We start from the raw sequence: 23,684 nt of genomic DNA, 5'->3' as shown, positions 1-23,684 counted from the left end.
ATGTCAAAGAATCTGCTAGCGCTACTAATAATTTTTCTATCCATTTTGCAGGGGCCATTTATATATTATTATGGAGGGGGTTTTATGTCCTTTGTATTTATACTACCGTACCTTTTTATTGGACTTATTCTGTCATCATTTTTACTATACAGTATTATAGCTAAAAAAGGTATAACCACAAAATTCCATATAACAGCATTAATTTTCGGCGTTTGCCTAGGTACTATTTCACTTTTTAGTGAAGACTTTTTTGAAAAAATTGATTGGCATTTCAGAAAAGGACAAAGAGAGGAAATCATATCACGGATTAAAAGTGGCAGCATAATATACGATGCTAACAAATCAGTTCATCGTCTGGACGAATTTAAGTACGCACTAATATCAAATGGAGGAAATGACATTTCAATATCCACAAATGAAAAAAATCAGGTAACGGTAGAGTTTTTCATTAACCGTGGTTTTTTAAGTCATTATTCAGCATTTGTATATACAGATGATCCGAATGAAATTAAGCGATTAGAAAAAGAAATTCAATCTTCTTATAAGGAAAATAATTTTAAAATCACAAAAAACTGGTATCGCTTAAATTATTGATAAACTAAATTATAATTAACCGCTCAACCCTTAGCTCCCTGATGCAAACCGCATCGGGGAAACTAAAAATTATTTAATTATCCATTTAAAACGTATATTAAAATATAAAAATCATGAAAAATCAAGAAACATTTAATTCAGGCAAACTAAGAATCATCATTATTTTAAGCGTAATAGCATCAATATTAGCTATTCCTTTAATAGCCATGCAATTTACAAATGAGGTACAGTGGGACTTAAGGGATTTTGTTGCCGCTGGCATATTATTGCTTAGTACGGGTTTAGCCATCGAGCTTGTAATTAGAAACATGAAAACAGGCACCAGCAGAACCATAGTCCTAATTGTAATTTTAATTGCATTGTTTTTAATCTGGGCAGAAATGGCTGTTGGAATTTTTGGGTCGCCGATTGCAGGAAGTTAGCACATTTTTAAAACAAATGTATAATGCCATTTCCAAATACAATCTAATATCGGCGATCTTAAGCCAATAAGCACTTTTATTGGCTATACTCACCTTAAATCAAAATTAACGACAATGAAAAAAATAATCTCAATAACTTTATTAAGTTTTACCATACTGGCATCATCCTGCACTGGGGAAATTAAAACCATTTCTACGGAAACAAGTAACATTCAAACGAAAAGTCAGCCTAAAATACAGTACGATTCTCCAATTATCATTGGTAAAACAGATATTCTGCTATACCCATTAAGATTAAATGATGGCGATTACGATAGTTATAAAAGAGACGTGAATTCCAATCATTGGAACCTCATCTTTCACAATGTTATTTCAGGTAAAAGCGAATTATTGACTAAAGAAAAAGTTATTATCAACTCCTTCAATATTGGTCATTCAGAACATAGTCCAAATAATCAAAATACTTTATCCGATCAGTTTATCTACTATGATATTACCGATTCTGACTATGATGGCAATAAAAAACTAACAGACAAAGATCCTAGTAAACTTTACCTCTCTAACCTGGAGGGAAAATCATTTATCCGGATATCTCCAAACAACTATGATGTAACTAGCTGGAAAATAGACGATAAACATGATTTAATATTAATGGATTTGATAAAGGATACTAATGGAGATAAAGAATTTGATGATAAGGATGAGGTTGAATATTTTACATACAACTTAAAAACAGGATCTTTAAAAGCTGTCTTCGACAAGAACTTTAAAGATGAAATTAAAAATTTAGCAAAAAAAGTATTGTAGAATAGCGACATCTGCTTCTTTATTGAGGTTAAGCCCCAATAATCAGCTCGTGTACCACATCACTTTTCCCGATTAACACAAAACGTTCATTTTCTGAAAAAATCGGCAATTGCTATTTGTTTAAAGGGTTTGAAATTGTAGCTTTGGGCAAATTTTGTAGCAAATGAATATTCACGAATACCAGGGTAAACAAATATTAAAAAGTTTCGGTGTTAACGTTCAAGAAGGAATAGTTGCCGATACTCCTGAGCAAGCTGTTGAGGCTGCTAAGCAACTGAAAATAGATTACAATTCTGACTGGGTTGTAATTAAAGCGCAAATCCACGCTGGTGGTCGCGGTAAAGGTGGAGGTGTTAAATTAGCCAAAAACCTTGAAGAAGTTAAACAACGTGCAACCGACATTATTGGTATGCAATTGGTAACTCCTCAAACCGGTCCTGAAGGTAAATTAGTGAGTAAAATTTTAGTTGCTCAGGATGTTTATTATCCGGGCGCTTCTGAAACCAAAGAATTCTACATCTCGGTATTGTTAGACCGTGCAAAAGGCCGTAACATCATCATGTACAGTACAGAAGGTGGTATGGATATCGAAGAAGTTGCTGAGCACACCCCACACTTAATTTTCAAAGAAGAAATCGATCCTAAAGTTGGTTTACAAGGTTTTCAGGCCCGTAAAATAGCTTTCAAATTAGGCCTTAGCGGTGTTGCACATAAAGAAATGGTTAAATTCGTAAGCGCTTTATATAAGGCATATGATGCAACTGATTCTGCGATGTTTGAAATTAACCCGGTATTAAAAACAAGCGATGATAAAATTATTGCTGTTGATGCTAAAGTTGATTTAGATGAAAATGCATTATTCCGTCACCCTGATTACGCAGCAATGCGCGATACTATGGAAGAGGATCCGATGGAAGTTGAAGCAAGTGCTTCTAACCTAAACTTTGTTAACCTTGATGGTAACGTAGGTTGTATGGTTAACGGTGCTGGTTTAGCAATGGCTACCATGGATATTATTAAATTAGCCGGCGGAGAGCCTGCTAACTTCTTAGACGTTGGTGGAACTGCAAATGCTCAAACGGTTAAAGCGGCTTTCAACATCATTTTGAAAGATAAAAATGTTAAAGCAATTTTGATTAATATTTTCGGTGGTATTGTTCGTTGTGATCGTGTCGCACAAGGTGTTATCGATGCTTACCAAGAAATTGGCGACATTCCAGTTCCGATTATCTGCCGTTTACAAGGCACAAATGCGGTAGAAGCTAAAAAATTAATTGATGAGTCTGGCCTTCAGGTTTACTCAGCAATTGCTTTAAAAGAAGCTGCAGATTTAGTGACTAAAGTATTGGCTGAACAAGCATAGGCTTAAGCTAAAAGTCGAAAGACCAAAGCTTAAAGCAATACATATTTTAAAACCTTTCAGTGAAAACTGGAAGGTTTTTTTTTATTCCCTCTTTTAGAGGGGTGTCCGCAGGACGGGGTGTTCTTTAACCTATCATTACCAGCAATTCAATAGCAATCGACTTAAATGTACTAAGGTGTCTTAGGTGGTCAATATTTTTCTTGGAAAGCAAGGCTCTGCACATTTCGGTTCCGGAAGTCCTGCTATCAAACAATCTTTTTGCGGTTGTCAGTCTGAGCGGAGTCGAAGACCCTGCAACGAAAAATACTTTCGTTTTATACAATGTTAAACTTACAAAGTCTTTCATGCGCCCGAGCCCTTTTAGACTTTGTAAGTTAATCTACGCGGAACTCTAAAATATCACCTGGCTGGCAATCTAAAGCCCTACAAATTGCCTCTAATGTTTCCAAACGAACGGCCTTCGCTTTGCCCGTTTTAAGTATCGATAAATTAGACATCGTAATCCCTACCCGTTCACTTAATTCGGTTAACGACATTTTACGTCTGGCCAACATTACATCTAAATTTACAATTATAGGCATGGACTTATATCGTTAAATCGTTTTCTTGTTGCAGCTCAATCCCTTTTCTAAACACAAATGCTATTGTTAAAAGTGTTAAGCCAAAAATCAACAGCCAGATCTGAAAATCAACATTCTCAATTATCTTGAATACTAAATCTTGTCGATTATTTGATTGATTTGCATAAACCATAGCGTTATAAATAAACAGCAGAAATGGAATCGTAGTACAATACCATCCCATACGTGTAAGCCTACCTGTATTTTCAGTACTAAAAACATTGCCTATCTCTATCGAATTAATAAAACGATAGAGATAAACCAACACCCTTGAACTAAAGAACATAATTATCAATATAAATAAACCCTGTACCAAATCCAACAGCCCACCTTTTTCACTATCTGTATACCCATCTTCAAAACCCTTGGACGCATCTTTAAGCGAAAACAGCATTACGACCAAAAGTGTTACAACATAACCCATTTTAATTAACCTAATTTGATTCTGCGTTTTCATAATTATATCCTTAAATCATTTTCTTGTTGAATTTCTATTCCTCTGTTTAGCACCTGTAGTACTTTCAAAATCTGATTGATTGTTATTTTAATTTCCATAATTACATACCAGTTTAAAATGTAATGCCTGAGATTTTATTTACTGTTAATAATTAAGTCGATTTCTTGTTTTGATCTTTATCATGCAACCTGACAAAAACTACATGATCAAAAACACCCAATAATAATGGCTTTTATTATTTACTTTAAATAGTTGAAAAATTAAGAAACGTCATATTTATTCAATCATTTATAGTACAAACATAAATAATAAATTATTATAATTCAAAATATATTTATTGATTTACAATAAATAATATTCGAAAAACAATCATAATATAATTATTCAGACATACAATGACAGAATTTTGTTTGGAATGATTTTTGCTATAAGTAAAACTGTAAAAAACTTGTGCAAACAGTAACATTTTCAGCATTTTATCCTTTCGGATTGCTATACAATTTCGTAACTTTGCACACTCAATAATTAAAGAGCACACAATTCGTATAAATGAGACAACTCAAGATAACGCAATCCATTACCAACCGTGAAAGTCAGTCATTAGATAAATACCTACACGAAATTGGCAAAGTAGATTTAATAACAGCAGAAGAGGAAGTAATTTTAGCAAGGAAGATTCGTGAGGGCGATCAGGCTGCATTAGAGCGATTGACTAAGACCAACTTGCGTTTCGTTGTATCTGTTGCAAAACAATATCAAAATCAGGGCTTAACCTTAGGCGATTTAATCAATGAAGGTAACTTAGGTTTAATTAAAGCGGCAAAACGTTTTGATGAGACTAAAGGTTTCAAATTCATTTCTTATGCCGTTTGGTGGATTCGTCAATCTATTTTGCAGGCAATTGCCGAGCAAAGCCGTATTGTACGTTTACCTTTAAACCAGGTAGGTTCATTAAGCAAAATCAGTAAAGCTTTCTCTAAATTAGAGCAAGAATACGAACGTGAGCCTTCTCCTGAAGAACTTGCCGATATTTTAGAAACTACAGTGGATAAAATTTCGGACACACTTAGTAATTCAGGCCGCCACGTATCAATGGATGCTCCATTTGTTCAAGGTGAAGAAAATACATTATTAGATGTATTGGAAAACCACGAACCAAATACAGATAGCTCATTGATTAATGAATCTTTATCAGAAGAAATTAAACGTTCTTTATCTACTTTAACCGAAAGAGAAAGAGAAATTATCGTTTTATTCTTCGGCTTAGGCTCTAACCATCCCCTTTCTCTAGAAGAAATTGGAGAGAAATTTAATTTAACCCGTGAACGTGTTCGTCAGATTAAGGATAAAGCTTTACAGCGTTTACGTCATACGTCAAGAAGTAAAATCTTAAAATCTTATTTAGGATAAGAGATTAAGTTCATTGAAACAAAAAAAGATCGGCTATTGGCCGATCTTTTTTTTGTTTATATATTTCTCCTCCGAAGGAGTTCCTTTGGAACACTACTGTCGAAATGACGATTACACGCTGGCATTTTTTTTTGTTTAGTTACAACTAAGTTTATCGTTATGATTTTATATCTTTAAGTCATGTCGATTGGTGTACTCAAAAAATCTTTAACTATACACAAACCCATTTTTTCATGGAATGTACTGGTCAGCTTGCTCATATCAGTATTTTTCATTTTAAATGGCTTTAAAGAGCCAGGGATTTACTCCTTTGCCTTATTCATCAAACTTATTGGCTGGGTATTTTCTGTTGCCATATATTTCATGTTTTATCAATCTACTGCATACTTTTTCAAAAATCAGGGCATAGGCTTTAGAAAAATCATGACAAACCTGATTTTATATGATTTAATTGTTTTTATCGGAATCTTAATCATTTCATCTATATGCAAAGACTTTTTATCGACAGTGTTAACCAATCTTTTGCAGATCGGGAAGTATTAAGCAGCGTTTACCTTAACTGTAAAATTGGTGAAGTAGTCGGTCTATTGGGCAGGAATGGATCCGGTAAATCAACTATGTTAAAGATCATTTTTGGAAGTGTAAAAGCGAACTTCAAATACCTTAATATAAATAATAAAGTATATGAAAAAGGCTATTTATCAAACAATCTATCTTATTTACCTCAGGATAATTTTATTCCAAACCAGATTAGTATTTTTCAGGCCATTAATATCTTTTGCAAAAACCGACAAGCTGAATTACAGCAAATTGAAGTTATTGCCAATCATTTAAAGGCTAGATTTCGCACCCTATCTGGTGGGGAACGCAGGTTTATAGAATGTTTATTAATGATTTATAGCGATGCACAATATATACTTCTAGATGAGCCATTTTCGCAATTATCGCCATTGTGGATCGAAGAATTGAAAGACCATATCAATCGGATGAAAGCATACAAAGGTTTTATCATTACCGATCATTACTACAAGTCTATTTTAGCTATTTCCGATCGTATTGTACTTTTGCACAATCGATGCAACTATAACATCAACAGCGAAGATGACCTGGTATTGCATGGCTACCTACCAGGATTCGCAGTTTAAAGGCATGCTGTCCCGAATTTTTGGGATCAGCATCTATCTTATCCTTCAACCTTAGATTAAAAGATTTTGAAACAGGTTCAGGATGACGATTACCTTAACCTGAGCCGTCATGCTGAATTTATTTCAGCATCTAACTTGTTAATAATTTAAGCCGAAAAGATCCTGAAACAAGTTCAGGATGACGATACCTCTACTTGATTTATGTTAAAACAACAAGTGTTTTACGGTTAATCCGTTATTGATTAATTGCTTTAATGAGTCGATACCAATTCTTAAATGTGTTTCTACGTATTTCTCGGTTACAGTACTATCGCTTTCGGCAGTTTTAACACCTTCTGGTATCATCGGTTGATCGGAAACTAATAGTAACGCGCCTGCTGGGATTTTATTGGCAAAGGCCGTAGTAAAAATCGTAGCTGTTTCCATATCTACTGCCATCGCCCTTAAAGTTTTCAAGTACTTTTTAAACTCTTTATCGTGCTCCCAAACCCTCCGGTTGGTGGTATAACAGGTTCCAGTCCAATAATCCCTGCCATGATCGCGTATGGTTGTAGAAATCGCTTTCTGCAAGGCGAATGCTGGCAATGCAGGTACTTCTGCCGGCAGGTAATCATTCGATGTACCTTCACCCCTGATTGCGGCAATAGGCAAAATTAAATCGCCTAATTGGTTCTTCTTCTTTAAACCACCACATTTACCTAAAAACAAAACAGCCTTAGGTTTAATGGCCGTTAATAAATCCATCATGGTTGCTGCCAAGGGGCTTCCCATACCAAAGTTGATAATCGTAATACCATTTGCGGTAACACTTTGCATAGGCTTATCTAAACCCATAACCGGTGCATTATCATTCCACTCCGAAAACATGGTTACATACTTACTGAAATTGGTCAGCAGAATATAATCGCCAAACTGATCTAACGGCCTGCCAGTATAACGGGGCAGCCAATTTTTAACAATTTCATCTTTCGATTTTAATCCCGATTTAACAGGAGTTTCTACTTCTTTTACTTTTTTTGACTTCTCTACTATTTCCTCGTCTTTTTTTACGTCTTTTTCTTCGTTCATATTCTTTTAGTTTTGAGCATGGCGCTTGGCGCTCAGCGTTAACAAATACTGTATTAAAAAAAATCCCCTCGCTTTCGGCGAGAGGATTTGAATTTTTATGCGGCCTGCAACTTTTTAAAGTCGGCCTTTTCAAATTTTTCTATCGCATAATCGAGATTGATGTGCAATTCCTTGACATCCGTCTGCGTTGGCGTATCAAACATCGCATCCAACATAATCGCTTCGCAGATCGATCTTAACCCACGGGCGCCCAATTTATATTCCATTGCTTTATCCACAATAAAATTCAAAACTTCATCATCAAAAGTTAATTTAACATCTTCGTAAGCAAAAAGCTTAACATATTGCTTAATTAATGAGTTTTTAGGTGCCGTTAAAATGTTTCTTAAAGATTCCTTATCCAATGGATTTAAGTGAGAAAGAACTGGTATACGACCAATTAATTCTGGAATTAATCCGAAGGATTTTAAATCCTGAGGTGTAATATACTTATAAAGATTTTTAAGATCTAAAACTGTCTCATCTTTCTTTACTCTGTAACCTACAGCCTGCGTGCGCAAACGGTTGGCAATTTTGCGTTCAATACCATCGAATGCTCCACCGCAGATAAACAAAATATTATTTGTGTTTACCGGGATCATTTTTTGATCTGGATGTTTACGTCCGCCCTGAGGTGGCACATTTACAACCGTACCCTCCAAAATTTTCAACAAAGCCTGCTGAACGCCTTCTCCTGATACATCACGGGTAATAGATGGATTATCGCTTTTACGCGCAACTTTATCTACTTCATCAATATAAACAATACCACGTTCTGCAGCAGTTACATCATAATCCGCAGCCTGAAGCAAACGCGTTAAAATACTCTCAACATCTTCACCTACATAACCCGCTTCGGTTAAAACAGTTGCATCACAGATACAGAAAGGCACATGCAAAATTTTGGCAATCGTTTTCGCTAAAAGTGTTTTACCAGTTCCGGTTTCACCAACCAACATGATATTAGATTTTTCGATCTCGATCTCGTCTTTATCAATTTTTTGATTTAAACGTTTATAGTGATTGTAAACAGCAACCGACAGCACTTTTTTAGCATCATCCTGACCAATAACATACTGATCAATGTGTTGTTTAATTTCAAGAGGCTTTAATAAATTAATCGCCTCTTGAATATTTTTTGTCCCTTTGGTTCCTAATTCTTGTGCAAGCAATTGATTGGCCTGGGTTACACACTTATCACAGATAAATGCATCCATACCTTCAATTAACATTAAAGTTTCATGCTTGCCAGAATGGCAGAATGAGCAACGGGATTCTTTATTTTGTTTCGCCATTTTTTCTTGCGTTTCTCGATAACACTTCATCAATCATACCAAACCCTTTGGCTTCTTCAGCACTCATCCAGTAATCACGATCTGAAGCTTTCTCTACCCAATCATATGTTTGACCAGAGTGCTCAGAAATGATATCGTATAATTCTTTTTTCAATTTCAACATCTCTCTCAAGTTGATCTCCATATCAGATGCTACACCTTGTGCACCTCCTGATGGTTGGTGGATCATTACTCTTGAGTGTGGTAAAGCAGAGCGTTTACCTTCTGCACCAGCAACCAATAAAACAGCACCCATTGACGCAGCCATTCCTGTACAGATTGTAGCTACATCAGGCTGAATATACTGCATAGTATCATAAATACCTAAACCAGCATATACTGAACCTCCTGGAGAGTTAATATAGATCTGAATATCTCTATCAGCATCTGTCGATTGTAAAAACAACAACTGCGCCTGAATGATATTTGCATTCTGATCATAAATCGCATCTCCTAAAAAGATGATACGGTCCATCATTAATCTTGAAAAAACGTCCATCTGAGCTACGTTCATTTGGCGTTCTTCTATAATATATGGTGTCATCGATTGTGGCGAAAGGTTAGCCTGTGCAATGAATTTATCTACATGTAAACCGCCAATACCCTGATGTTTAACGGCAAATTTTCTGAATTCTTGTGAATCTATGTTCATTATGTGAGTTTTTTAGCAGAGGGCATAGAGTTTTGAGCTCCTGTTCCCCATCGTTTCGTGAATAATAAAAAACCAAAATATAAATAATATTTCAATTATGTACTGGTTAGACAAAGAGTATACCATATCAAAATCTATGACAATATAGCACGCTCCCTATTTCAACTTTTTAGAAAAAACTGAAATTACCCTAGCTAAATATCCAGATCTTCTGCCAAATCCTTGTCAGAAACTGGTAATCTTAAATTTAAGATCTAAAGAATATAATATTCTCAAAAAAAAACCAATGTGCAAAGTAAAAAACCATCATAAATCGGCTGTAGCATTGGAACTAGAACCTTCTGCAATATTATTAGATACGATAAGAGCAGCCCCTCGAAGCTGCTCTGCGAATCTAAATTCTTTTATTTCTTCTGATTTCTCAGAAATATCAATCAATTATTACTTACAACTACGGCGTTCTGCCAAATTAGCAAGTCTTGAAATCAAACTTTGTTATAAACCAAAATAAGATTTTATATCATGACATTAAAAATATTATGCTTTTTTATCTAACGCGATAAATTTATCGTAGTCGATATCTTTTTGCTCTAAAGTAACTACAGATTTGATCTGCTCGAAAGTTTTTAAAGCTTTTACCTCTTCAAAAACGCGGTTAGCATTTTCTTTTTCCTGTAAGAACTGAACGGCATATTGAGCCAATTGATCTTCAGGTAGTGGGCTTGGGCTATACATTCTAAATTGAGCATCTAATTTAGCTTTAGCTGCCTGAACTACATCCTCATATTTAATTTCGATGCTGTTATCTTTAATGATTTTGTTTTCGATTAAAGTCCATTTAAGGTTTTTAGCAAAATCATCATAACCTTCTGCCAACTCTTCGTCGGTTAATTTTTCGTTTGTAGCCTTTAACCAGCGACGTAAAAATTCATCAGGCAATTCGAAATTGTGTTTAGTTAAAAGTGCTTCATAAATATCGTTAGATAATTTACGTTCAGCATCTTGTTTAAACATACCTTCTACTTCTTCAGTAATTTTTGCTCTGAAACCAGCTTCGTCAGTTACAGTACCTTCACCAAATAATTTATCAAAAAACTCTTGATTTAAGTCTGACTCTTCTAAGCGGTTAACGTTTTTAACGTGAAGTTTAAAGTTTGCTTTCAACTCAGCAGCTTCTTCTTCCGAAATATTTAAAGCTTTAGCAATTACCGCAGCATCTTCTAATGCTTTTTGGATATCTATGGTTACTTCATCATCTTTCTTTAAACCGATTAACGATTTAAGGATTTTTTTATCTTTAATCTGATCTAAACGAATAGTTGCAGTACTGGTGATACCACCTTCAACAGCAGTACCATCTGCAGCTACCTGAGTTAATTCGGTGTAAAGTACATCATCATCAGCCGAAACCTCAGGATTAGTCATTTTACCATAGCTACGACGGATATTTTTGATACGGCTTTCTAAAGTTTCTTTATCAGCTTTAATTACGTATTCGGTAAATTTATCTTTAGATGAAAGATTTACATCAAAAGCAGGTGCTAAACCTAACTCATAATCAAATTCAAAATCATCTGTATTATCCCATTTAAATTCGCGTTCATCATCCATTTTAGGAAGTGGTTGACCTAAAATTTCTAATTTTTGCTCCGCGATATAGTTAGATAAAGTATCGTTTAACAAGTTGTTAACCTCTTCTACCAAGATACTTTTACCATACATTTTTTTAATGTGGGCAGCAGGAACCATTCCTTTACGGAAACCAGGTAATTGTGCTTTTTTAGCTTGATCTTTAATGGCTTTCTCTACTTTTCCAGTGTAATCAGCAGGTGCGATTTTGATTTTTACAACAGCATTTAAGTTGCCGGTTTTTTCCTGTGTAATATTCATTTTTTCTGAGATATAGTAAGATGTGCTTTAGACGGGAGATATGAGATATGAGATTTGGGAAGAAACCATATATCGCCACAACCGGCACAGCACATCAATTTTTATTTAATCAATGTTTTAAAAAACAAAACCGTTCCGATTAATATCGGAACGGCTTCATTTGTAGTGCGGATGAAGGGACTCGAACCCCCACGCCGTGAAGCGCCAGATCCTAAGTCTGGTGCGGCTACCAATTACGCCACATCCGCAATTAGGATTTATTTTGGATTGCAAAGATAGGAACTAGATTGAATAATCAAAAATATATGCACGAAATTGTTAAATATTTTTAATCAGAAAAGCTAAGTCATTAAGGCTGAACGAGAAAAATTCAATAAAATATTTAGAATTATTACCCTCCATTTTGATATATTACTTAAAAGGGTCGACATCCTGAACTTGTTTCTGGATCTTATTAAAAATGATTAACATAGATAGATGCTGAAACAAGTTCAGCAGGACGCATCTGTGAAGAGAATAATTAGGATCTTAGCTACTAAAACTTCACTAGCGTTACATCGATAAATTCAGGTCCGCCTTCTAATGGATAGCCAGAAACCTTTTTCCCTTTTATAGTAACCTTCTTATCTAAATAGGTATCTAGATTTATACTTGCACTTTTTAAGGCATAAGTTTTATTGTCGGCTTTTAATAAATGTGTACCGTACTGAAACGTAGTCATGCCTAATTTTTCAATTGTTCCACTTGCAGTAACTGTAGTTGAGTTTCCTCCGTTTTTCATTGAACTGCAACTGGAAATTACAGCCACGAACAGGGATAGTATTAATACTTTTTTCATCGAATTATGATTTTTTATTGTAATGGTATGATAACGGGATAACTTAACGGTATGCTACAAATTATGAAAATTTGCCTTTAAAAGCTAATAATTTGCTTCTGAAACTCAAAAAAGTATTGCACGGCTTTAACCAATCTGCTTCCATACCAGCTAAACATTTCTCCGTCTACCAGTATAATTTTTGCTTCAGGAATGGCCGCTTGTATTTCTTCAATGTGTTTTTCTCCAAAAGGATAGGGCTCGGACGACAGTAGGATCAGTTCGCAATTTAAAGTTTTCAATTCCTCTAGTGTAACCGATGGATAACGTTCTTGCGTAATCACATTCATCATGCCATTAATCAGCAGAATATCATCAATAAATGTATTTTTCCCAGCAGCCATGTAGGGCTTGCGCCAAATGAGATAGGCAATCTTTTTATTAATATGCTGTTGAAGTGCAAGTGTTTTCAGATCATTAAATCCAGCAGAAATTAAATGGTTAAGGTAACTAGCTTCTGGCTCACGATCCACAAGCTCCCCTATCTGCCCAATGGTTTTCATCGCATCATCCAAAGTAAAAATATCGCTCATCCAAACCGGAAAATCTGCTGCGAGCTCCTCTATATCACTTTGCGTATTCTCTTCTTTGTTGCCAATAATCAAATCGGGTTTTAAATCTTTGATTAAATCGATGTTAAGCTTTTTTGTTCCACCAACCTTGGTTCTTTCTGCAAATTTTTCTATCGGATGGATACAAAATTTGGTCAATCCGATAATTTCCTTATCCAATCCCAAATCAAATAACAATTCTGTTTGTGAGGGCACGACAGAAATAATCCGTTTAGGTGGAAAATTGATGAAAATTTCCCGGCCCATTTGATCGATAAAGGACTTTTGCATGTTGCAAATATAGGATTTAGTAAAGATTAGTCTGTTTAAAGGAAGTCTTTTAAAAGAACATTCTTCATTCAGTAATTTTTTACCTCATCAATCTGCAAACAATATTTTTTTATATTCTTTTGGAGTAACGCCTTTTGCGAGCTTAAAAAATTTGTTAAAGTTAGAAAGACTGTTAAAACCACATATATAAGCCATTTCACTTATCTGGTGATCACTTTCGGCAATTAATTTACAGGCATGCCCAATTCTTACTTCATTAACAAAAGTGACAAAAGTTTTCTGTGTACGGTTCTTAAAATATCTGCAAAAAGCCTGTTTGTTCATATTGGTCATCTCGGCAGCATCTACCAACAATATCTCTTTATTAAAATTATCAAAAACATATTTCAAAATTTTGTCCATCCTATCATTATCTTTTAACTGATAGTTATTGGTATAACCCGGGCTCGCCAGTAACACATAATCTTTATTTTGACAAAGCAGGTTTAAAATTTCGAGCACCCCTATTAAACGCGTTATTTCTTCTGTTGCCTGAGCAATTTTTAACAACAAAGGTTTTATTTCCTTTCTGGCCGAAAAGTTGAATTTCATTCCACGTTTAGCCAGTTGGAAAAAATTTTTAAGCTTCTGGATATTTTCTGGCTCATGAAAAATATCCAGTATTTTTTCGGGATGGAGAAAAAGCGAAATCGAATGTGCATGAATATTTGGTGTCGAACCGCTAAAATATTGCTGGCTATTGTGCCATACATGAGGCAAATTAGCGCCTACAAAAATCATGTCTTCGTTATTAAAATCTTCAATACTATCACCGATCATGCGACGCCCTTCACTCTCAACATTATAGGTGAGCTGGCATTCTTCGTGAAAATGGAATTCGGTAGAAAAGTAAGGCGCGTTTACAATCTTTATGCCGTAAACATCATTTACTTTTCCGTCAAGTATTTTGGCAAAAATCGGTTTCATTTGATACAGACAATTTTCTTTACCATCAGTGATGATGGCTATTTGGTTATGAAAAACTAATTTATCATTTACATCTTAAATTACCAATTAATATAAACAATTTCAATAAAACAGCTAATATAACATCATTATTAGCGAATTATACCTCAGTTAATCTCTTTTTTCCTTAATAAATTAGCTATTACAAATGCTAACCAAATAACTAACATGCTTCATCATAAAATTATTGTACTAACAGGAGGTGCCGATGGTATTGGCTGGGAATGTGCAAAGGCTTATTCAAAAGCTGGTGCTACTGTTTGCATTCTTGATAAAAACCCAATAGCCGAAAACAAGCTCAATGAACTCAAAAACGCGCAAAAAATAGCTATAACCTGCAATCTAGTTAACGAAAATGATGTAAAATATGCTTTTAAAACGATCATCGAAAAGTTTGGTGTTATAGATGCTATACATAACAATGCAGGGATTGCGCATCCCTCAAAAACGCTCGATCAGACTACAGATGCTGAGTGGGATTTGTTGATGGATGTTAACCTAAAAAGCATTTTATATACCACCCGCCATGGCATCAAGCATCTTAAAAAAACAAAGGGTTGTATTTTAAATACCAGCTCGATGGTAGGCACAATAGGGCAAGATAATCATGCCGCCTATGTAGCCACAAAGGGTGCAATTAATGCATTAACGAAAGCCATGGCTTTAGATTATGCGCCATACAAAATACGCGTTAATGCGGTTTCGCCCGCAGCGATTAATACCCCAACCCTGCAATCATGGAGCAAAGAACAGCCCAACAAAGAAGAAATACAACATTACTTAGCTAAACTTCAACCATTGGGTAGCATGCCATCTGGTGATGTAATTGCAGATGCTTGCTTATTCTTACTCAGCGATGCTGCCAGATTTATAACAGGAACTATTTTACCGGTAAGCGGTGGAGCCGAACTAGGATACAGAACCATCATATAATCCAGATTATTAACATGATAAACAAAATAGAAATTAGCGACAAACGATTTGAACTATCAACGGGTGCAGGCAGCGATGCTATACACAAAGATCCTCAATACTCTTATGCAGTTACCAACTTAACCAACGAAAACGGCATAACAGGAACAGGCTTAGCCTTTACCCTAGGCGCTGGTAACGATTTGGTCTGCAATGCCGCTCAATTTTATGCTAATACCTTAAAGGGAAAAGATATTGAAGAACTGATGAGCAATTTCGGACAGACTTTTCGCACGTTGTCAAACGAACAGCAATTTAGGTGGTTAGGGCCACATAAAGGTGTTGTACATTTAGGATTAGCTTCTGTAACCAATGCCTGTTACGATTTATGGGCAAAAAAACGTGGCGTACCGCTTTGGAAACTACTGATCGGTTTGAGCCCCGAAGAAATTGTGAATACGCTCGATCTCTCCTACCTGGAAGATGTACTCACCAAAGAAGAGGCAATTGCCATGCTGCAAAGCCAAACCGATTTCAAAAAATCGAGGGAAGCTATTCTCGATATCGGTTATCCAGGATACGATACTTCTGTAGGCTGGTTTAATTACGACGATGAAAAGGTGCGCGAAAACTGTAAAAAGGCTATTGCCAATGGTTTTACCGCAATGAAACTTAAAGTAGGATCTGCCGATCCTAAGCGTGATATCAGAAGGGCAAACATTGTACGTGACGTTGCTGGCGAAACCTCAAAAGTAATGCTAGATGCCAACCAGCAGTGGACATTGCCACAAGCCATTTCAATATGTAATGAGCTTAAAAATATGAATCCTTTTTGGGTGGAAGAACCTACCCACCCGGATGATGTGTTGGCACACCAGACATTGGCTAAAGAAATTGCTCCTGTTAAACTGGCCTTGGGAGAACATGTACCCAACCGCATTATCTTTAAAAACTACCTACAAACTGGCTGTACAGGTTTTGCACAGGTAGATGCAGTACGTGTAGGCGGTGTTAGCGAATTCATCACGATTAGTTTATTATGCAAAAAATTTGGCGTGCCGGTTGTACCACATGTTGGAGACATGGGGCAGTTACATCAGCACCTGGTACTGTTTAATCATATTGCCATTGGCCACGAAGCTTTATTTCTGGAACATATTCCCCATTTAAAACAACACTTTAAAAATCCGATTAAAATTAAAAACGGAGTGTACATCACTCCGCAAGAAGCGGGAAGCAGCTGTGATTTAAAATAACCCAAAATCTAACCAAATATGATCAGTACAACCGATATCGTAATTACCATTGCTTATATACTATTTATTGTAACCATAGGTTTATGGACGGGAACGAGAAAAAAGAAAAACGTAGAAACCACCAGCGGAGAATACTTTTTGGCAGGCAAATCGCTTAAATGGCCTATGATTGGCCTGGCGCTGTTTGCAACAAACATTTCGTGTCTCCATTTGGTAAGTTTGGCACAGAGCGGATTTGACAGCGGTCTTTTAAATGGCAATTTTGAATGGATGGCGGCATTTACCCTTATTCTTTTGGCCTTGTTATTTATTCCTTTCTATATCCGTTCGGGCATTTCTACTTTACCCGATTTTTTAGAGCGAAGGTATAACCGGGCCTGCAGAGACTGGTTGGCATTCATTTCTATCCTATCAGCCATCATTATCCACATTGCCTTTTCTTTTTTAGCGGGAGGTATTGTACTCGAAACCCTATTCGGCATAGATATGTATGTAAGTATAGTGGTAATTGCCTCGCTAACCGGACTATACACCATTATTGGTGGCTTAAAGGCCGTGGTAGTTACCGAAACCATACAGAGTTTGGTGTTGATTACCGGCGCCATTATCATTACAGTTTTTGCGTGGAATAAAGTTGGTGGCTGGGATCATATGACGGCTATACTGCAAAAAGAAAATGCCATGGATAAGCTCAGTATGATACGCCCGATTGGCGATAAGAGTGGAATGAGCTGGATAGCCGTATTTTTAGGGTATCCGGTTTTGGGTATTTGGTACTGGTGTGCCGATCAAACCATAGTACAGCGTGTTTTAGGCGCAAAAGATGAAAACCATGCCCGCGTAGGTTCCTTGTTTTGCGGTTTCATCAAAATTTTACCCGTGTTTATTTTCGTGCTGCCTGGTTTGTTTGCATATATCTTGTATAAATCGGGAACTATGGATTTATCAACTTTGCAAACTGTTGGCGCCAATGGCGAAAAGATATTAAACACAAAAGGCATTTATACTTTAATGATTACCCAGCTTTTGCCAAAAGGATTGGTGGGAATTTTGGTAGCGGCATTATTATCTGGTTTAATGAGTCAAATTGCGGGTGCATTAAATTCTATCGCTACCTTAAGCAGTTATGATTTATACAAAAGATTTAAGCCCGAAACCAGCGATAAAAAATTAGTTAGTGTAGGTCGCTGGTCGGCAGGCATTGCATTAGCCGTTTCAATAAGCCTCTTGCCATTATTAAATAGCTATCAAAGCCTTTTCGAAGGCATAAATGATGTAATCGCACATATTGCCCCTCCTATTACCTGTGTGTTCTTATTAGGGGTATTTTGGAAAAAAGCATCAGCTAAAGGGGCGCAATATACTTTGCTGCTCGGTTCTATTATTGGGACGAGTGTTTTTGTGGTAAACAAATTATATGGAACAGAAGCTATAATCGGCAAAATCCCCTTCATGATGATGGCATTTTACCTGTTCTGCATCTGTGTATTTATACAGGTTACATTTTCTTACATCTATCCTGTAAAACACACCGCCCAAAGCGAAGCCCTGTACTGGAATTCTATTTGGGAACCCCTTAAAAGCAAAGGCTGGAGCGGGATAGGCAACTACAAATTTCTGTCGGTGCTTTTATTGGTGATAATGGGTGTTTTATACGTCTACTTTAAATAAAATTGATATAAATATGAAAAGATTTCTCTTGTTCTTCGTTGCACTAATTACCTTTTTCAGTGTTAATGCGCAAACCAAAACAAATGCTTCAGTAATGAACGATTTTATGGATAAACGGTTTGGTATGTTTATTCATTGGGGACCAGTGAGTTTACGCGGCACCGAGATTGGCTGGAGCCGTGGCGATCAGGTTCCAACGGAAGATTACGACAATCTCTATAAAGAATTCAACCCTGTTCTATTTGATGCCGACGCCATTGTAAAAACCGCAAAAGATGCCGGAATGAAATATCTGACCATTACAGCACGTCATCATGATGGTTTCTGCTTATGGCCAACTACATTTACTGATTTCAATATTACCAATACACCTTATAAAAAAGATATTGTTGGCGCATTAAACGAAGCCTGTAAAAAACAGGGGATTAAATTCTGTATTTATTACTCGGTATTAGACTGGCATCATCCAGATTACCCGATCCACTCTCCAAAAAACCAAACGATCGATTCAAAATCAGACATGAGCCAATATGTACTTTATATGAAAAACCAGTTAAAGGAACTCATTACCAAATATGATCCTTATATGCTCTGGTTTGATGGACAATGGGAAAAACCCTGGACAGACGAAATGGGTAAAGATTTATATGCATATCTAAAACAGTTAAAATCAGATATAATTATCAATAACCGCTTGGGAAAAGAATTTGCAGCAATGGAAAACAAAAACATTGATGCTTCTAAAATGATAGGCGATTACGACACGCCGGAACAGGTAGTAGGCAAATTAAATATGTTTACGCCCTGGGAAAGCTGTTTTACTATCTGTAACCAATGGGCCTGGAAACCAAACGATAAAATGAAACCGCTAAAACAATGCCTCGAAATTATTTCGAAAACAGCAGGTGGTAATGGCAATCTTTTATTAAATGTAGGCCCTATGCCAGATGGTAGAATCGAAGCCCGCCAAATAGAACGCTTAAAAGAAATCGGCGATTGGTTAAAAACCAATGGCGAAGCCATTTATAGCACAAAAGGTGGCCCATACCAACCGAACAATGATTACGCAACGACCAGAAAAGGGAATAAAATTTACGTGCATGTATTAAACACCAATCTGGCCAAGTTGAGTTTAAAGGCTATCCCAGGTTTAAAAGTTAGAAAAGCATATCTGTTAAATAACCAAACCATTAATATGGAGCAAAAAGATGGCATTTCTTTACAACTTCCCAGCAACCAGGCCAACCAATCAGATTATATTGTTGTACTAGAATTAAACGGAAACGCAGAAAACATTCCAGTTATTGAATAGATCGATGAGGCTGTATCATAAATAAAGAATTGTCATCCTGAGCTTGTTGAAGAACCTTTTTTAAGGTATTAAAAGGCGTTTCGACAGGCACTCCGTAGGAGTCCTTTGGACAACGTGACAAATTCGAAGTAAATTACAAGTTATGAGAAAGCCTCTTTATAACCATTAAAAAGCAAATTATATGCTCATGAAAAATTTAAAAACAATGTATTTCTTGGCCTTGGCTTTTGTGCTCATGGTTACTGCCTGTAATCCACCTGTAAAAATAGAAGTAAACGCAGCAAACAAAGTGTTACGTTATGGCAGTATTACAGGTTTGAAACCCGAAAAGATGGCTTATTACAAAAAGTTACATGCGGCAGTATGGCCAGGGGTATTAAAAAAAATAACAGCATGCAACATCCATAATTATTCCATTTATTTAAAAGAAATTGAGGGCAAACAGTATCTTTTTAGCTATTTCGAGTATACCGGAAACGATTTTGCTGCTGATATGAAAAAGATGGCTGCTGATACCACTACGCAACGTTGGTGGAAAGAAACCGCACCGACTCAGATTCCACTGCCCGATGCTGCTGCTAAAGGTGAAACCTGGAGCAATATGGAGGAAATTTTTCACGAAGATTAGTAGTACGGCATACAAACAAGGAGCGTTATATCAACTAAAATATTTAGATAAACACCGCCTTTAATATTTCAGCTGTGTTTATCTCTCTAAGCTAAAGCTAAACTTAATAAAATTATATTTAACCTACCGCCACATCTTCTTTTACTACACCATCGGCAATGTGCAAAATCCTATTTCCGTATTGCGCATTTTTTTCGGAGTGTGTAACCTGGATAATGGTAATTCCATCTTCCTGATTTAGTTTTTTAAACAATGTCATAATTTCTTCTGCCTGTGCCGATTGTAAGTTACCCGTTGGCTCATCGGCCAGAATTATAGATGGCTGAGCGGCCAATGCCCTTGCAATACCAACCAATTGCTGCTGCCCGCCTGAAAGTTGATTCGGGAATAAATCTTTTTTGGCCACAATATTAAAACGGTCTAACAGATCGGCAATTCTGCTTGCCCGCTCGGAGCTACCTACTTTTTTGTATAGCAATGGTGCCTCAATATTTTCGTAAACGGTCATTTCATCAATTAAGTGGTAGGCCTGAAAAACAAAACCGATGTGATTTCGGTAAAGTTCGATGCGTTTGCGTTCATTCAACGAGGTTACATCCTCACCCAGAAACTCATACGAACCATAAGTTGGTTCTTCAAGCATGCCAATAATATTGAGCAAAGTAGATTTCCCTGCACCCGATGGCCCCATAATGGAAACAAATTCTCCTTGTTTAATTGTTGTGGTAACCAAACGCAACACGTAGTTTTTAATGCCTTTGTTTGCGTAATATTTTTCGATGTTGTTAAGTTGTATCATATTTTTTCAAGGTGTAAGGTTTAAGGCGTAAGGTTAAAGGTCTGGGTGCATTAGCTTACACCCTAAACCTTAAACCCTACACCCTTATTCATATTTAAGTGCATCAATGGTATTGGCAACTGCTGCTTTATATGAGCGGATGCTTACAGTAATCAATGTAATGACCATAGAAATAATCATGGCAAATACAAAAGGCCAGATATTCAAATCAATGCGGTAGGTAAAAGTGGCCAGCCATTTGGCAACGAATAAATAAGCAAGCGGCCAGGCTACCAAATTGGCAAGAAAAACCATCAATAGAAATGAACCATTTAACATTTTAACCAATTCTAATGTAGAAGCACCCAAAACCTTTCTAATGGCAACTTCGCGGGTTCTCTGTGTAGCCACGAAAGAGATCAGTCCAAATAAACCGATAAAGGAAATAAAAATGATCACCCCCGCAAACACCTTAAAAAGAGCTCCCATTATTTTTTCGGTTTGATAATATTCACTGATTTTATCATCCATAAAAGTAGATCCATAAACATATTCGGGCAGTACTGTGTTCCATGTTTTTTCTATCGCCCGCATAGCAGGCAAAATACTTTTACTATCAAGCTTTACAGCTATAGTGTTGTACGATTCTTTGTTGCTGTTAATCACAATCGGAGAAATAGGCTCGTGCAAACTCATGTTGTTAAAATCTTTAACTACACCAATGATGTTACCTGTTTTATCATTGATCCTGATGGTTTTCCCAATCGCATCGTTATAGTTAACTACATTGAGCTTTTTTAACATGGTTTCGTTTACGACAATATCTTTGAGTGTATCACTCTTAGATAAGCCTTTACCAGCAATGATTTCTAAACCAAATGTTTTAAAATAGTTTTCATCTCCTGTTTTGGTGTTGGCCTGAAAAGTTGATCTTACTGTTCCATTGTACCTGAAATTACTTTCGTTATTAAAATCAGAAGATGGTGCTGCACTGCAATAGCTGGTTGACAATACGCCTGGAATTTTGTTGATCTGATCCTGCAAAGTATGGTATCGGGTAATTGCCATGCTATCATAAGGCACATCAACCAGGGCTACCGCCGTAGGGATAAAACCAAGTGGTTTCTCTCGCATGTAACTCATTTGCCTTAGTACAACCAAAGTGCCTATAATCAAAATAATAGTGATTGCAAATTGAACCACAACAAGAATCTTCCTCAAACTTAAGCCTGCAGTATTCGCGGTAATTTTATTTTTAATGGCTAATGCGGGGCTATAGCCAGACATGACCATTGCTGGATAAAAACCGGCCAAAAAGCTTACCAGTAATACCAAAACAACCATAAATACAAATATGATCGGGTGTTCGATAATGCTAAATGAAATATGATCTTTAAACAGGCTTTGCATGCCTGGCAAGGCTACCTCTGTTAAAACACAACCTACCAGTAGTGAAACAACTGTTATCGTTAAAGTTTCTGTTAGAAACTGTACAATTAATTGCCTGCGCAAACTACCCATCACTTTACGTACACCAACTTCTTTCCCCCTGCTTACGGCCTGTGCAGTAGCAAGGTTGATAAAGTTGATACATGCAGTCAACAATAAAAAAGCACCAATTATGGCCAATCCATAAAGTTCTTTCTTCGGCATTACTTTGTTCGCAAAATTGCCCAGATCTGCATTATAATGGATATCTCTTAGCTGTTGAAACCGATGGCTTTCTTTCGAAACATTATCTCTTTGATAGTATTTAGTGATAAACTGAGGGAGACTTTTACTTGCATCCTCAATAGAAGCTCCCTCTTTTAGTAATACATAACATTCAGAAGTAGAAGAAACTGTGCCCCAGTTAGTCGACTCTGGCCTTGCCTGGTTTAGATAAGTTTTATAAGAAATGATTACTTTAAGTGGGAAAGAGCTGTTATCGGGTGATTTTTCTATAATACCGGTAACTTTAAGATCTACTTTGTTCTGAAAATTAATGCTCTTCCCAACTGCTTTGTGCCAATCTCCGAAAAGTTTATCGGCCATCTCATCTGATAACACAACAGTATTGGGCTGACTTAGTGATTGGCGCGGATTTCCTTCAAGCCATTTAAAGCTTAAAATCTCAAAAAAATCTGGCTCTGCATAATGTACACTTTCGGAGGTTTTAATTCTCTCTTTTCCGGATTCGTCTTTTACCTTAATAATTCCGCCGCCGGCCTGAATAGCAGCAACTTTATCAAATTGCTGCTTAAAGTCATTTCGCATCGCCGCCGGAAGAGGTCGAGGTGTGCCTGCAGATTCGAAAAAATTATCGGGTGTTGTCCAACCGCTTATTACACGGTATATACGATCTTCGTTTTTAAAACCTTCATCAAAACTTAGCTGGTAACGGATAAAAATAAAAATGAGGATGCAGCTTGCCATTCCGATAGAAAGGCCCAAAATATTGATAAAAGTATAACCTTTATTTTTCCAAAGGTTTCGCCAGGCGATTTTCAAATTTAATTTAAACATATCAAATAATTAGTAAAATGAAATCTGCAAGTGTTTATGCCAATTTTATACCAAGAGCAAAAACAAAACATAAACAACTAAATATCAACAATATACA

Annotated in this window: 23 protein-coding genes and 1 tRNA gene; 11 read left to right on the top strand and 13 right to left on the bottom strand. The window is 36.4% G+C overall.

Annotated features, from left to right (window positions below; all coding sequences use genetic code 11):
• The 4 genes from J7E57_RS18350 to sucC all read left to right on the top strand — a co-directional run bounded on the left by J7E57_RS18350 (window position 1) and on the right by sucC (window position 3,186).
• The gene (locus J7E57_RS18350) at window positions 1–594 is read left to right on the top strand and encodes a hypothetical protein (protein WP_215128597.1); all 594 of its coding nucleotides are present in this window, start codon (window positions 1–3) and stop codon (window positions 592–594) included.
• Between the two features lie 113 nt (window positions 595–707).
• Window positions 708–1,016, top strand: a complete 309-nt coding sequence (locus J7E57_RS18345; protein ID WP_215128599.1) for a hypothetical protein — start codon at window positions 708–710, stop codon at window positions 1,014–1,016.
• Window positions 1,017–1,130: 114 nt separating this feature from the next.
• Entirely contained in the window at window positions 1,131–1,823 is a 693-nt protein-coding gene (locus J7E57_RS18340; protein WP_215128601.1) for a hypothetical protein, read from the top strand.
• Window positions 1,824–1,986: 163 nt separating this feature from the next.
• Entirely contained in the window at window positions 1,987–3,186 is a 1,200-nt protein-coding gene (gene sucC / locus J7E57_RS18335) for an ADP-forming succinate--CoA ligase subunit beta (RefSeq protein WP_215128603.1), read from the top strand.
• A gap of 374 nt (window positions 3,187–3,560) precedes the next feature.
• Here sucC and J7E57_RS18330 read toward each other — a convergent pair whose 3' ends face one another.
• Both J7E57_RS18330 and J7E57_RS18325 read right to left on the bottom strand, forming a co-directional pair.
• Complete coding sequence (locus J7E57_RS18330; protein WP_215128606.1) at window positions 3,561–3,767, bottom strand: helix-turn-helix domain-containing protein; 207 nt, start codon at window positions 3,765–3,767, stop codon at window positions 3,561–3,563.
• A 4-nt stretch (window positions 3,768–3,771) separates the two neighbouring features.
• Complete coding sequence (locus J7E57_RS18325) at window positions 3,772–4,263, bottom strand: DUF2975 domain-containing protein (RefSeq protein ID WP_215128608.1); 492 nt, start codon at window positions 4,261–4,263, stop codon at window positions 3,772–3,774.
• Window positions 4,264–4,812: 549 nt separating this feature from the next.
• Between J7E57_RS18325 and J7E57_RS18320 the strand changes: the two genes are divergently transcribed.
• Together J7E57_RS18320 and J7E57_RS18315 are read left to right on the top strand one after the other, a co-directional pair.
• A complete protein-coding gene (locus J7E57_RS18320) occupies window positions 4,813–5,673 on the top strand; it encodes an RNA polymerase sigma factor RpoD/SigA (RefSeq protein WP_010601359.1) in 861 nt (286 codons plus the stop codon).
• Window positions 5,674–6,158: 485 nt separating this feature from the next.
• Window positions 6,159–6,818 carry an ATP-binding cassette domain-containing protein gene (locus J7E57_RS18315; RefSeq protein WP_215128611.1) on the top strand — a complete coding sequence of 220 codons (660 nt, stop codon included), beginning with the start codon at window positions 6,159–6,161 and terminating at the stop codon, window positions 6,816–6,818.
• A 204-nt stretch (window positions 6,819–7,022) separates the two neighbouring features.
• On the opposite strand, the gene J7E57_RS18310 is transcribed toward J7E57_RS18315, so the two are convergent.
• The 9 genes from J7E57_RS18310 to J7E57_RS18270 all read right to left on the bottom strand — a co-directional run bounded on the left by J7E57_RS18310 (window position 7,023) and on the right by J7E57_RS18270 (window position 14,486).
• Window positions 7,023–7,886 carry an AMP nucleosidase gene (locus tag J7E57_RS18310; RefSeq protein ID WP_215128613.1) on the bottom strand — a complete coding sequence of 288 codons (864 nt, stop codon included), beginning with the start codon at window positions 7,884–7,886 and terminating at the stop codon, window positions 7,023–7,025.
• Window positions 7,887–7,981: 95 nt separating this feature from the next.
• Window positions 7,982–9,250, bottom strand: a complete 1,269-nt coding sequence (gene clpX / locus J7E57_RS18305; RefSeq protein WP_410522689.1) for an ATP-dependent Clp protease ATP-binding subunit ClpX — start codon at window positions 9,248–9,250, stop codon at window positions 7,982–7,984.
• Entirely contained in the window at window positions 9,204–9,911 is a 708-nt protein-coding gene (gene clpP, locus J7E57_RS18300) for an ATP-dependent Clp endopeptidase proteolytic subunit ClpP (protein ID WP_215128617.1), read from the bottom strand. The genes clpX and clpP overlap by 47 nt, the downstream gene beginning before the upstream one ends.
• A gap of 306 nt (window positions 9,912–10,217) precedes the next feature.
• Window positions 10,218–10,349: a four helix bundle protein gene (locus J7E57_RS27485; protein ID WP_215128619.1), complete on the bottom strand. Its 132-nt coding sequence runs from the start codon at window positions 10,347–10,349 to the stop codon at window positions 10,218–10,220.
• Between the two features lie 99 nt (window positions 10,350–10,448).
• Window positions 10,449–11,801 (bottom strand): trigger factor, encoded by a 1,353-nt coding sequence (gene tig / locus J7E57_RS18290; protein ID WP_215128621.1) that lies wholly within the window; start codon window positions 11,799–11,801, stop codon window positions 10,449–10,451.
• Window positions 11,802–11,967: 166 nt separating this feature from the next.
• Window positions 11,968–12,049, bottom strand: a tRNA-Leu gene (locus tag J7E57_RS18285).
• A 287-nt stretch (window positions 12,050–12,336) separates the two neighbouring features.
• Entirely contained in the window at window positions 12,337–12,639 is a 303-nt protein-coding gene (locus tag J7E57_RS18280; RefSeq protein WP_215128623.1) for a hypothetical protein, read from the bottom strand.
• A gap of 77 nt (window positions 12,640–12,716) precedes the next feature.
• The gene (locus J7E57_RS18275) at window positions 12,717–13,520 is read right to left on the bottom strand and encodes a helical backbone metal receptor (RefSeq protein WP_215128625.1); all 804 of its coding nucleotides are present in this window, start codon (window positions 13,518–13,520) and stop codon (window positions 12,717–12,719) included.
• Between the two features lie 87 nt (window positions 13,521–13,607).
• A complete protein-coding gene (locus tag J7E57_RS18270) occupies window positions 13,608–14,486 on the bottom strand; it encodes an AraC family transcriptional regulator (RefSeq protein WP_215128627.1) in 879 nt (292 codons plus the stop codon).
• A 207-nt stretch (window positions 14,487–14,693) separates the two neighbouring features.
• Here J7E57_RS18270 and J7E57_RS18265 point away from each other — a divergent pair, with 207 nt between their 5' ends.
• The 5 genes from J7E57_RS18265 to J7E57_RS18245 all read left to right on the top strand — a co-directional run bounded on the left by J7E57_RS18265 (window position 14,694) and on the right by J7E57_RS18245 (window position 20,304).
• Complete coding sequence (locus J7E57_RS18265; RefSeq protein ID WP_215128629.1) at window positions 14,694–15,458, top strand: SDR family NAD(P)-dependent oxidoreductase; 765 nt, start codon at window positions 14,694–14,696, stop codon at window positions 15,456–15,458.
• A 14-nt stretch (window positions 15,459–15,472) separates the two neighbouring features.
• Window positions 15,473–16,693, top strand: coding sequence for an enolase C-terminal domain-like protein (locus tag J7E57_RS18260; RefSeq protein WP_215128631.1), 1,221 nt, complete (start codon window positions 15,473–15,475; stop codon window positions 16,691–16,693).
• A gap of 18 nt (window positions 16,694–16,711) precedes the next feature.
• On the top strand, window positions 16,712–18,364 hold the full coding sequence (locus J7E57_RS18255; RefSeq protein ID WP_215128632.1) for a sodium:solute symporter: 1,653 nt from the start codon (window positions 16,712–16,714) through the stop codon (window positions 18,362–18,364).
• A gap of 13 nt (window positions 18,365–18,377) precedes the next feature.
• The gene (locus J7E57_RS18250) at window positions 18,378–19,676 is read left to right on the top strand and encodes an alpha-L-fucosidase (protein WP_215128634.1); all 1,299 of its coding nucleotides are present in this window, start codon (window positions 18,378–18,380) and stop codon (window positions 19,674–19,676) included.
• Between the two features lie 187 nt (window positions 19,677–19,863).
• The gene (locus J7E57_RS18245) at window positions 19,864–20,304 is read left to right on the top strand and encodes an L-rhamnose mutarotase (RefSeq protein ID WP_251029971.1); all 441 of its coding nucleotides are present in this window, start codon (window positions 19,864–19,866) and stop codon (window positions 20,302–20,304) included.
• A 118-nt stretch (window positions 20,305–20,422) separates the two neighbouring features.
• Here the strand turns inward: J7E57_RS18245 and J7E57_RS18240 are convergent, their stop codons facing one another.
• Together J7E57_RS18240 and J7E57_RS18235 are read right to left on the bottom strand one after the other, a co-directional pair.
• The gene (locus J7E57_RS18240; protein ID WP_215128636.1) at window positions 20,423–21,103 is read right to left on the bottom strand and encodes an ABC transporter ATP-binding protein; all 681 of its coding nucleotides are present in this window, start codon (window positions 21,101–21,103) and stop codon (window positions 20,423–20,425) included.
• A gap of 84 nt (window positions 21,104–21,187) precedes the next feature.
• Window positions 21,188–23,587 carry an ABC transporter permease gene (locus J7E57_RS18235; RefSeq protein ID WP_215128638.1) on the bottom strand — a complete coding sequence of 800 codons (2,400 nt, stop codon included), beginning with the start codon at window positions 23,585–23,587 and terminating at the stop codon, window positions 21,188–21,190.
• Between the last annotated feature and the right edge of the window lie 97 nt (window positions 23,588–23,684).

The organism is Pedobacter sp. ISL-64 (genome assembly GCF_018613605.1).
In the GTDB taxonomy this organism is placed as follows: domain Bacteria; phylum Bacteroidota; class Bacteroidia; order Sphingobacteriales; family Sphingobacteriaceae; genus Pedobacter.
Note: the sequence above shows the minus strand (reverse complement) of the source record. Positions and strands in the feature narration are given on the sequence as shown.

Excerpts from the sequence above, each read along its gene's own strand:
- J7E57_RS18350 (WP_215128597.1), top strand. The coding sequence starts at position 1 with ATGTCAAAGAATCTGCTAGCGCTACTAATAATTTTTCTATCCATTTTG.
- J7E57_RS18345 (WP_215128599.1), top strand. The coding sequence starts at position 708 with ATGAAAAATCAAGAAACATTTAATTCAGGCAAACTAAGAATCATCATT.
- J7E57_RS18340 (WP_215128601.1), top strand. The coding sequence starts at position 1,131 with ATGAAAAAAATAATCTCAATAACTTTATTAAGTTTTACCATACTGGCA.
- sucC (WP_215128603.1), top strand. The coding sequence starts at position 1,987 with ATGAATATTCACGAATACCAGGGTAAACAAATATTAAAAAGTTTCGGT.
- J7E57_RS18330 (WP_215128606.1), bottom strand. The coding sequence starts at position 3,767 with ATGCCTATAATTGTAAATTTAGATGTAATGTTGGCCAGACGTAAAATG.
- J7E57_RS18325 (WP_215128608.1), bottom strand. The coding sequence starts at position 4,263 with ATGAAAACGCAGAATCAAATTAGGTTAATTAAAATGGGTTATGTTGTA.
- J7E57_RS18320 (WP_010601359.1), top strand. The coding sequence starts at position 4,813 with ATGAGACAACTCAAGATAACGCAATCCATTACCAACCGTGAAAGTCAG.
- J7E57_RS18315 (WP_215128611.1), top strand. The coding sequence starts at position 6,159 with ATGCAAAGACTTTTTATCGACAGTGTTAACCAATCTTTTGCAGATCGG.
- J7E57_RS18310 (WP_215128613.1), bottom strand. The coding sequence starts at position 7,886 with ATGAACGAAGAAAAAGACGTAAAAAAAGACGAGGAAATAGTAGAGAAG.
- clpX (WP_410522689.1), bottom strand. The coding sequence starts at position 9,250 with ATGAAGTGTTATCGAGAAACGCAAGAAAAAATGGCGAAACAAAATAAA.
- clpP (WP_215128617.1), bottom strand. The coding sequence starts at position 9,911 with ATGAACATAGATTCACAAGAATTCAGAAAATTTGCCGTTAAACATCAG.
- tig (WP_215128621.1), bottom strand. The coding sequence starts at position 11,801 with ATGAATATTACACAGGAAAAAACCGGCAACTTAAATGCTGTTGTAAAA.
- J7E57_RS18280 (WP_215128623.1), bottom strand. The coding sequence starts at position 12,639 with ATGAAAAAAGTATTAATACTATCCCTGTTCGTGGCTGTAATTTCCAGT.
- J7E57_RS18275 (WP_215128625.1), bottom strand. The coding sequence starts at position 13,520 with ATGCAAAAGTCCTTTATCGATCAAATGGGCCGGGAAATTTTCATCAAT.
- J7E57_RS18270 (WP_215128627.1), bottom strand. The coding sequence starts at position 14,486 with ATGAAACCGATTTTTGCCAAAATACTTGACGGAAAAGTAAATGATGTT.
- J7E57_RS18265 (WP_215128629.1), top strand. The coding sequence starts at position 14,694 with ATGCTTCATCATAAAATTATTGTACTAACAGGAGGTGCCGATGGTATT.
- J7E57_RS18260 (WP_215128631.1), top strand. The coding sequence starts at position 15,473 with ATGATAAACAAAATAGAAATTAGCGACAAACGATTTGAACTATCAACG.
- J7E57_RS18255 (WP_215128632.1), top strand. The coding sequence starts at position 16,712 with ATGATCAGTACAACCGATATCGTAATTACCATTGCTTATATACTATTT.
- J7E57_RS18250 (WP_215128634.1), top strand. The coding sequence starts at position 18,378 with ATGAAAAGATTTCTCTTGTTCTTCGTTGCACTAATTACCTTTTTCAGT.
- J7E57_RS18245 (WP_251029971.1), top strand. The coding sequence starts at position 19,864 with ATGAAAAATTTAAAAACAATGTATTTCTTGGCCTTGGCTTTTGTGCTC.
- J7E57_RS18240 (WP_215128636.1), bottom strand. The coding sequence starts at position 21,103 with ATGATACAACTTAACAACATCGAAAAATATTACGCAAACAAAGGCATT.
- J7E57_RS18235 (WP_215128638.1), bottom strand. The coding sequence starts at position 23,587 with ATGTTTAAATTAAATTTGAAAATCGCCTGGCGAAACCTTTGGAAAAAT.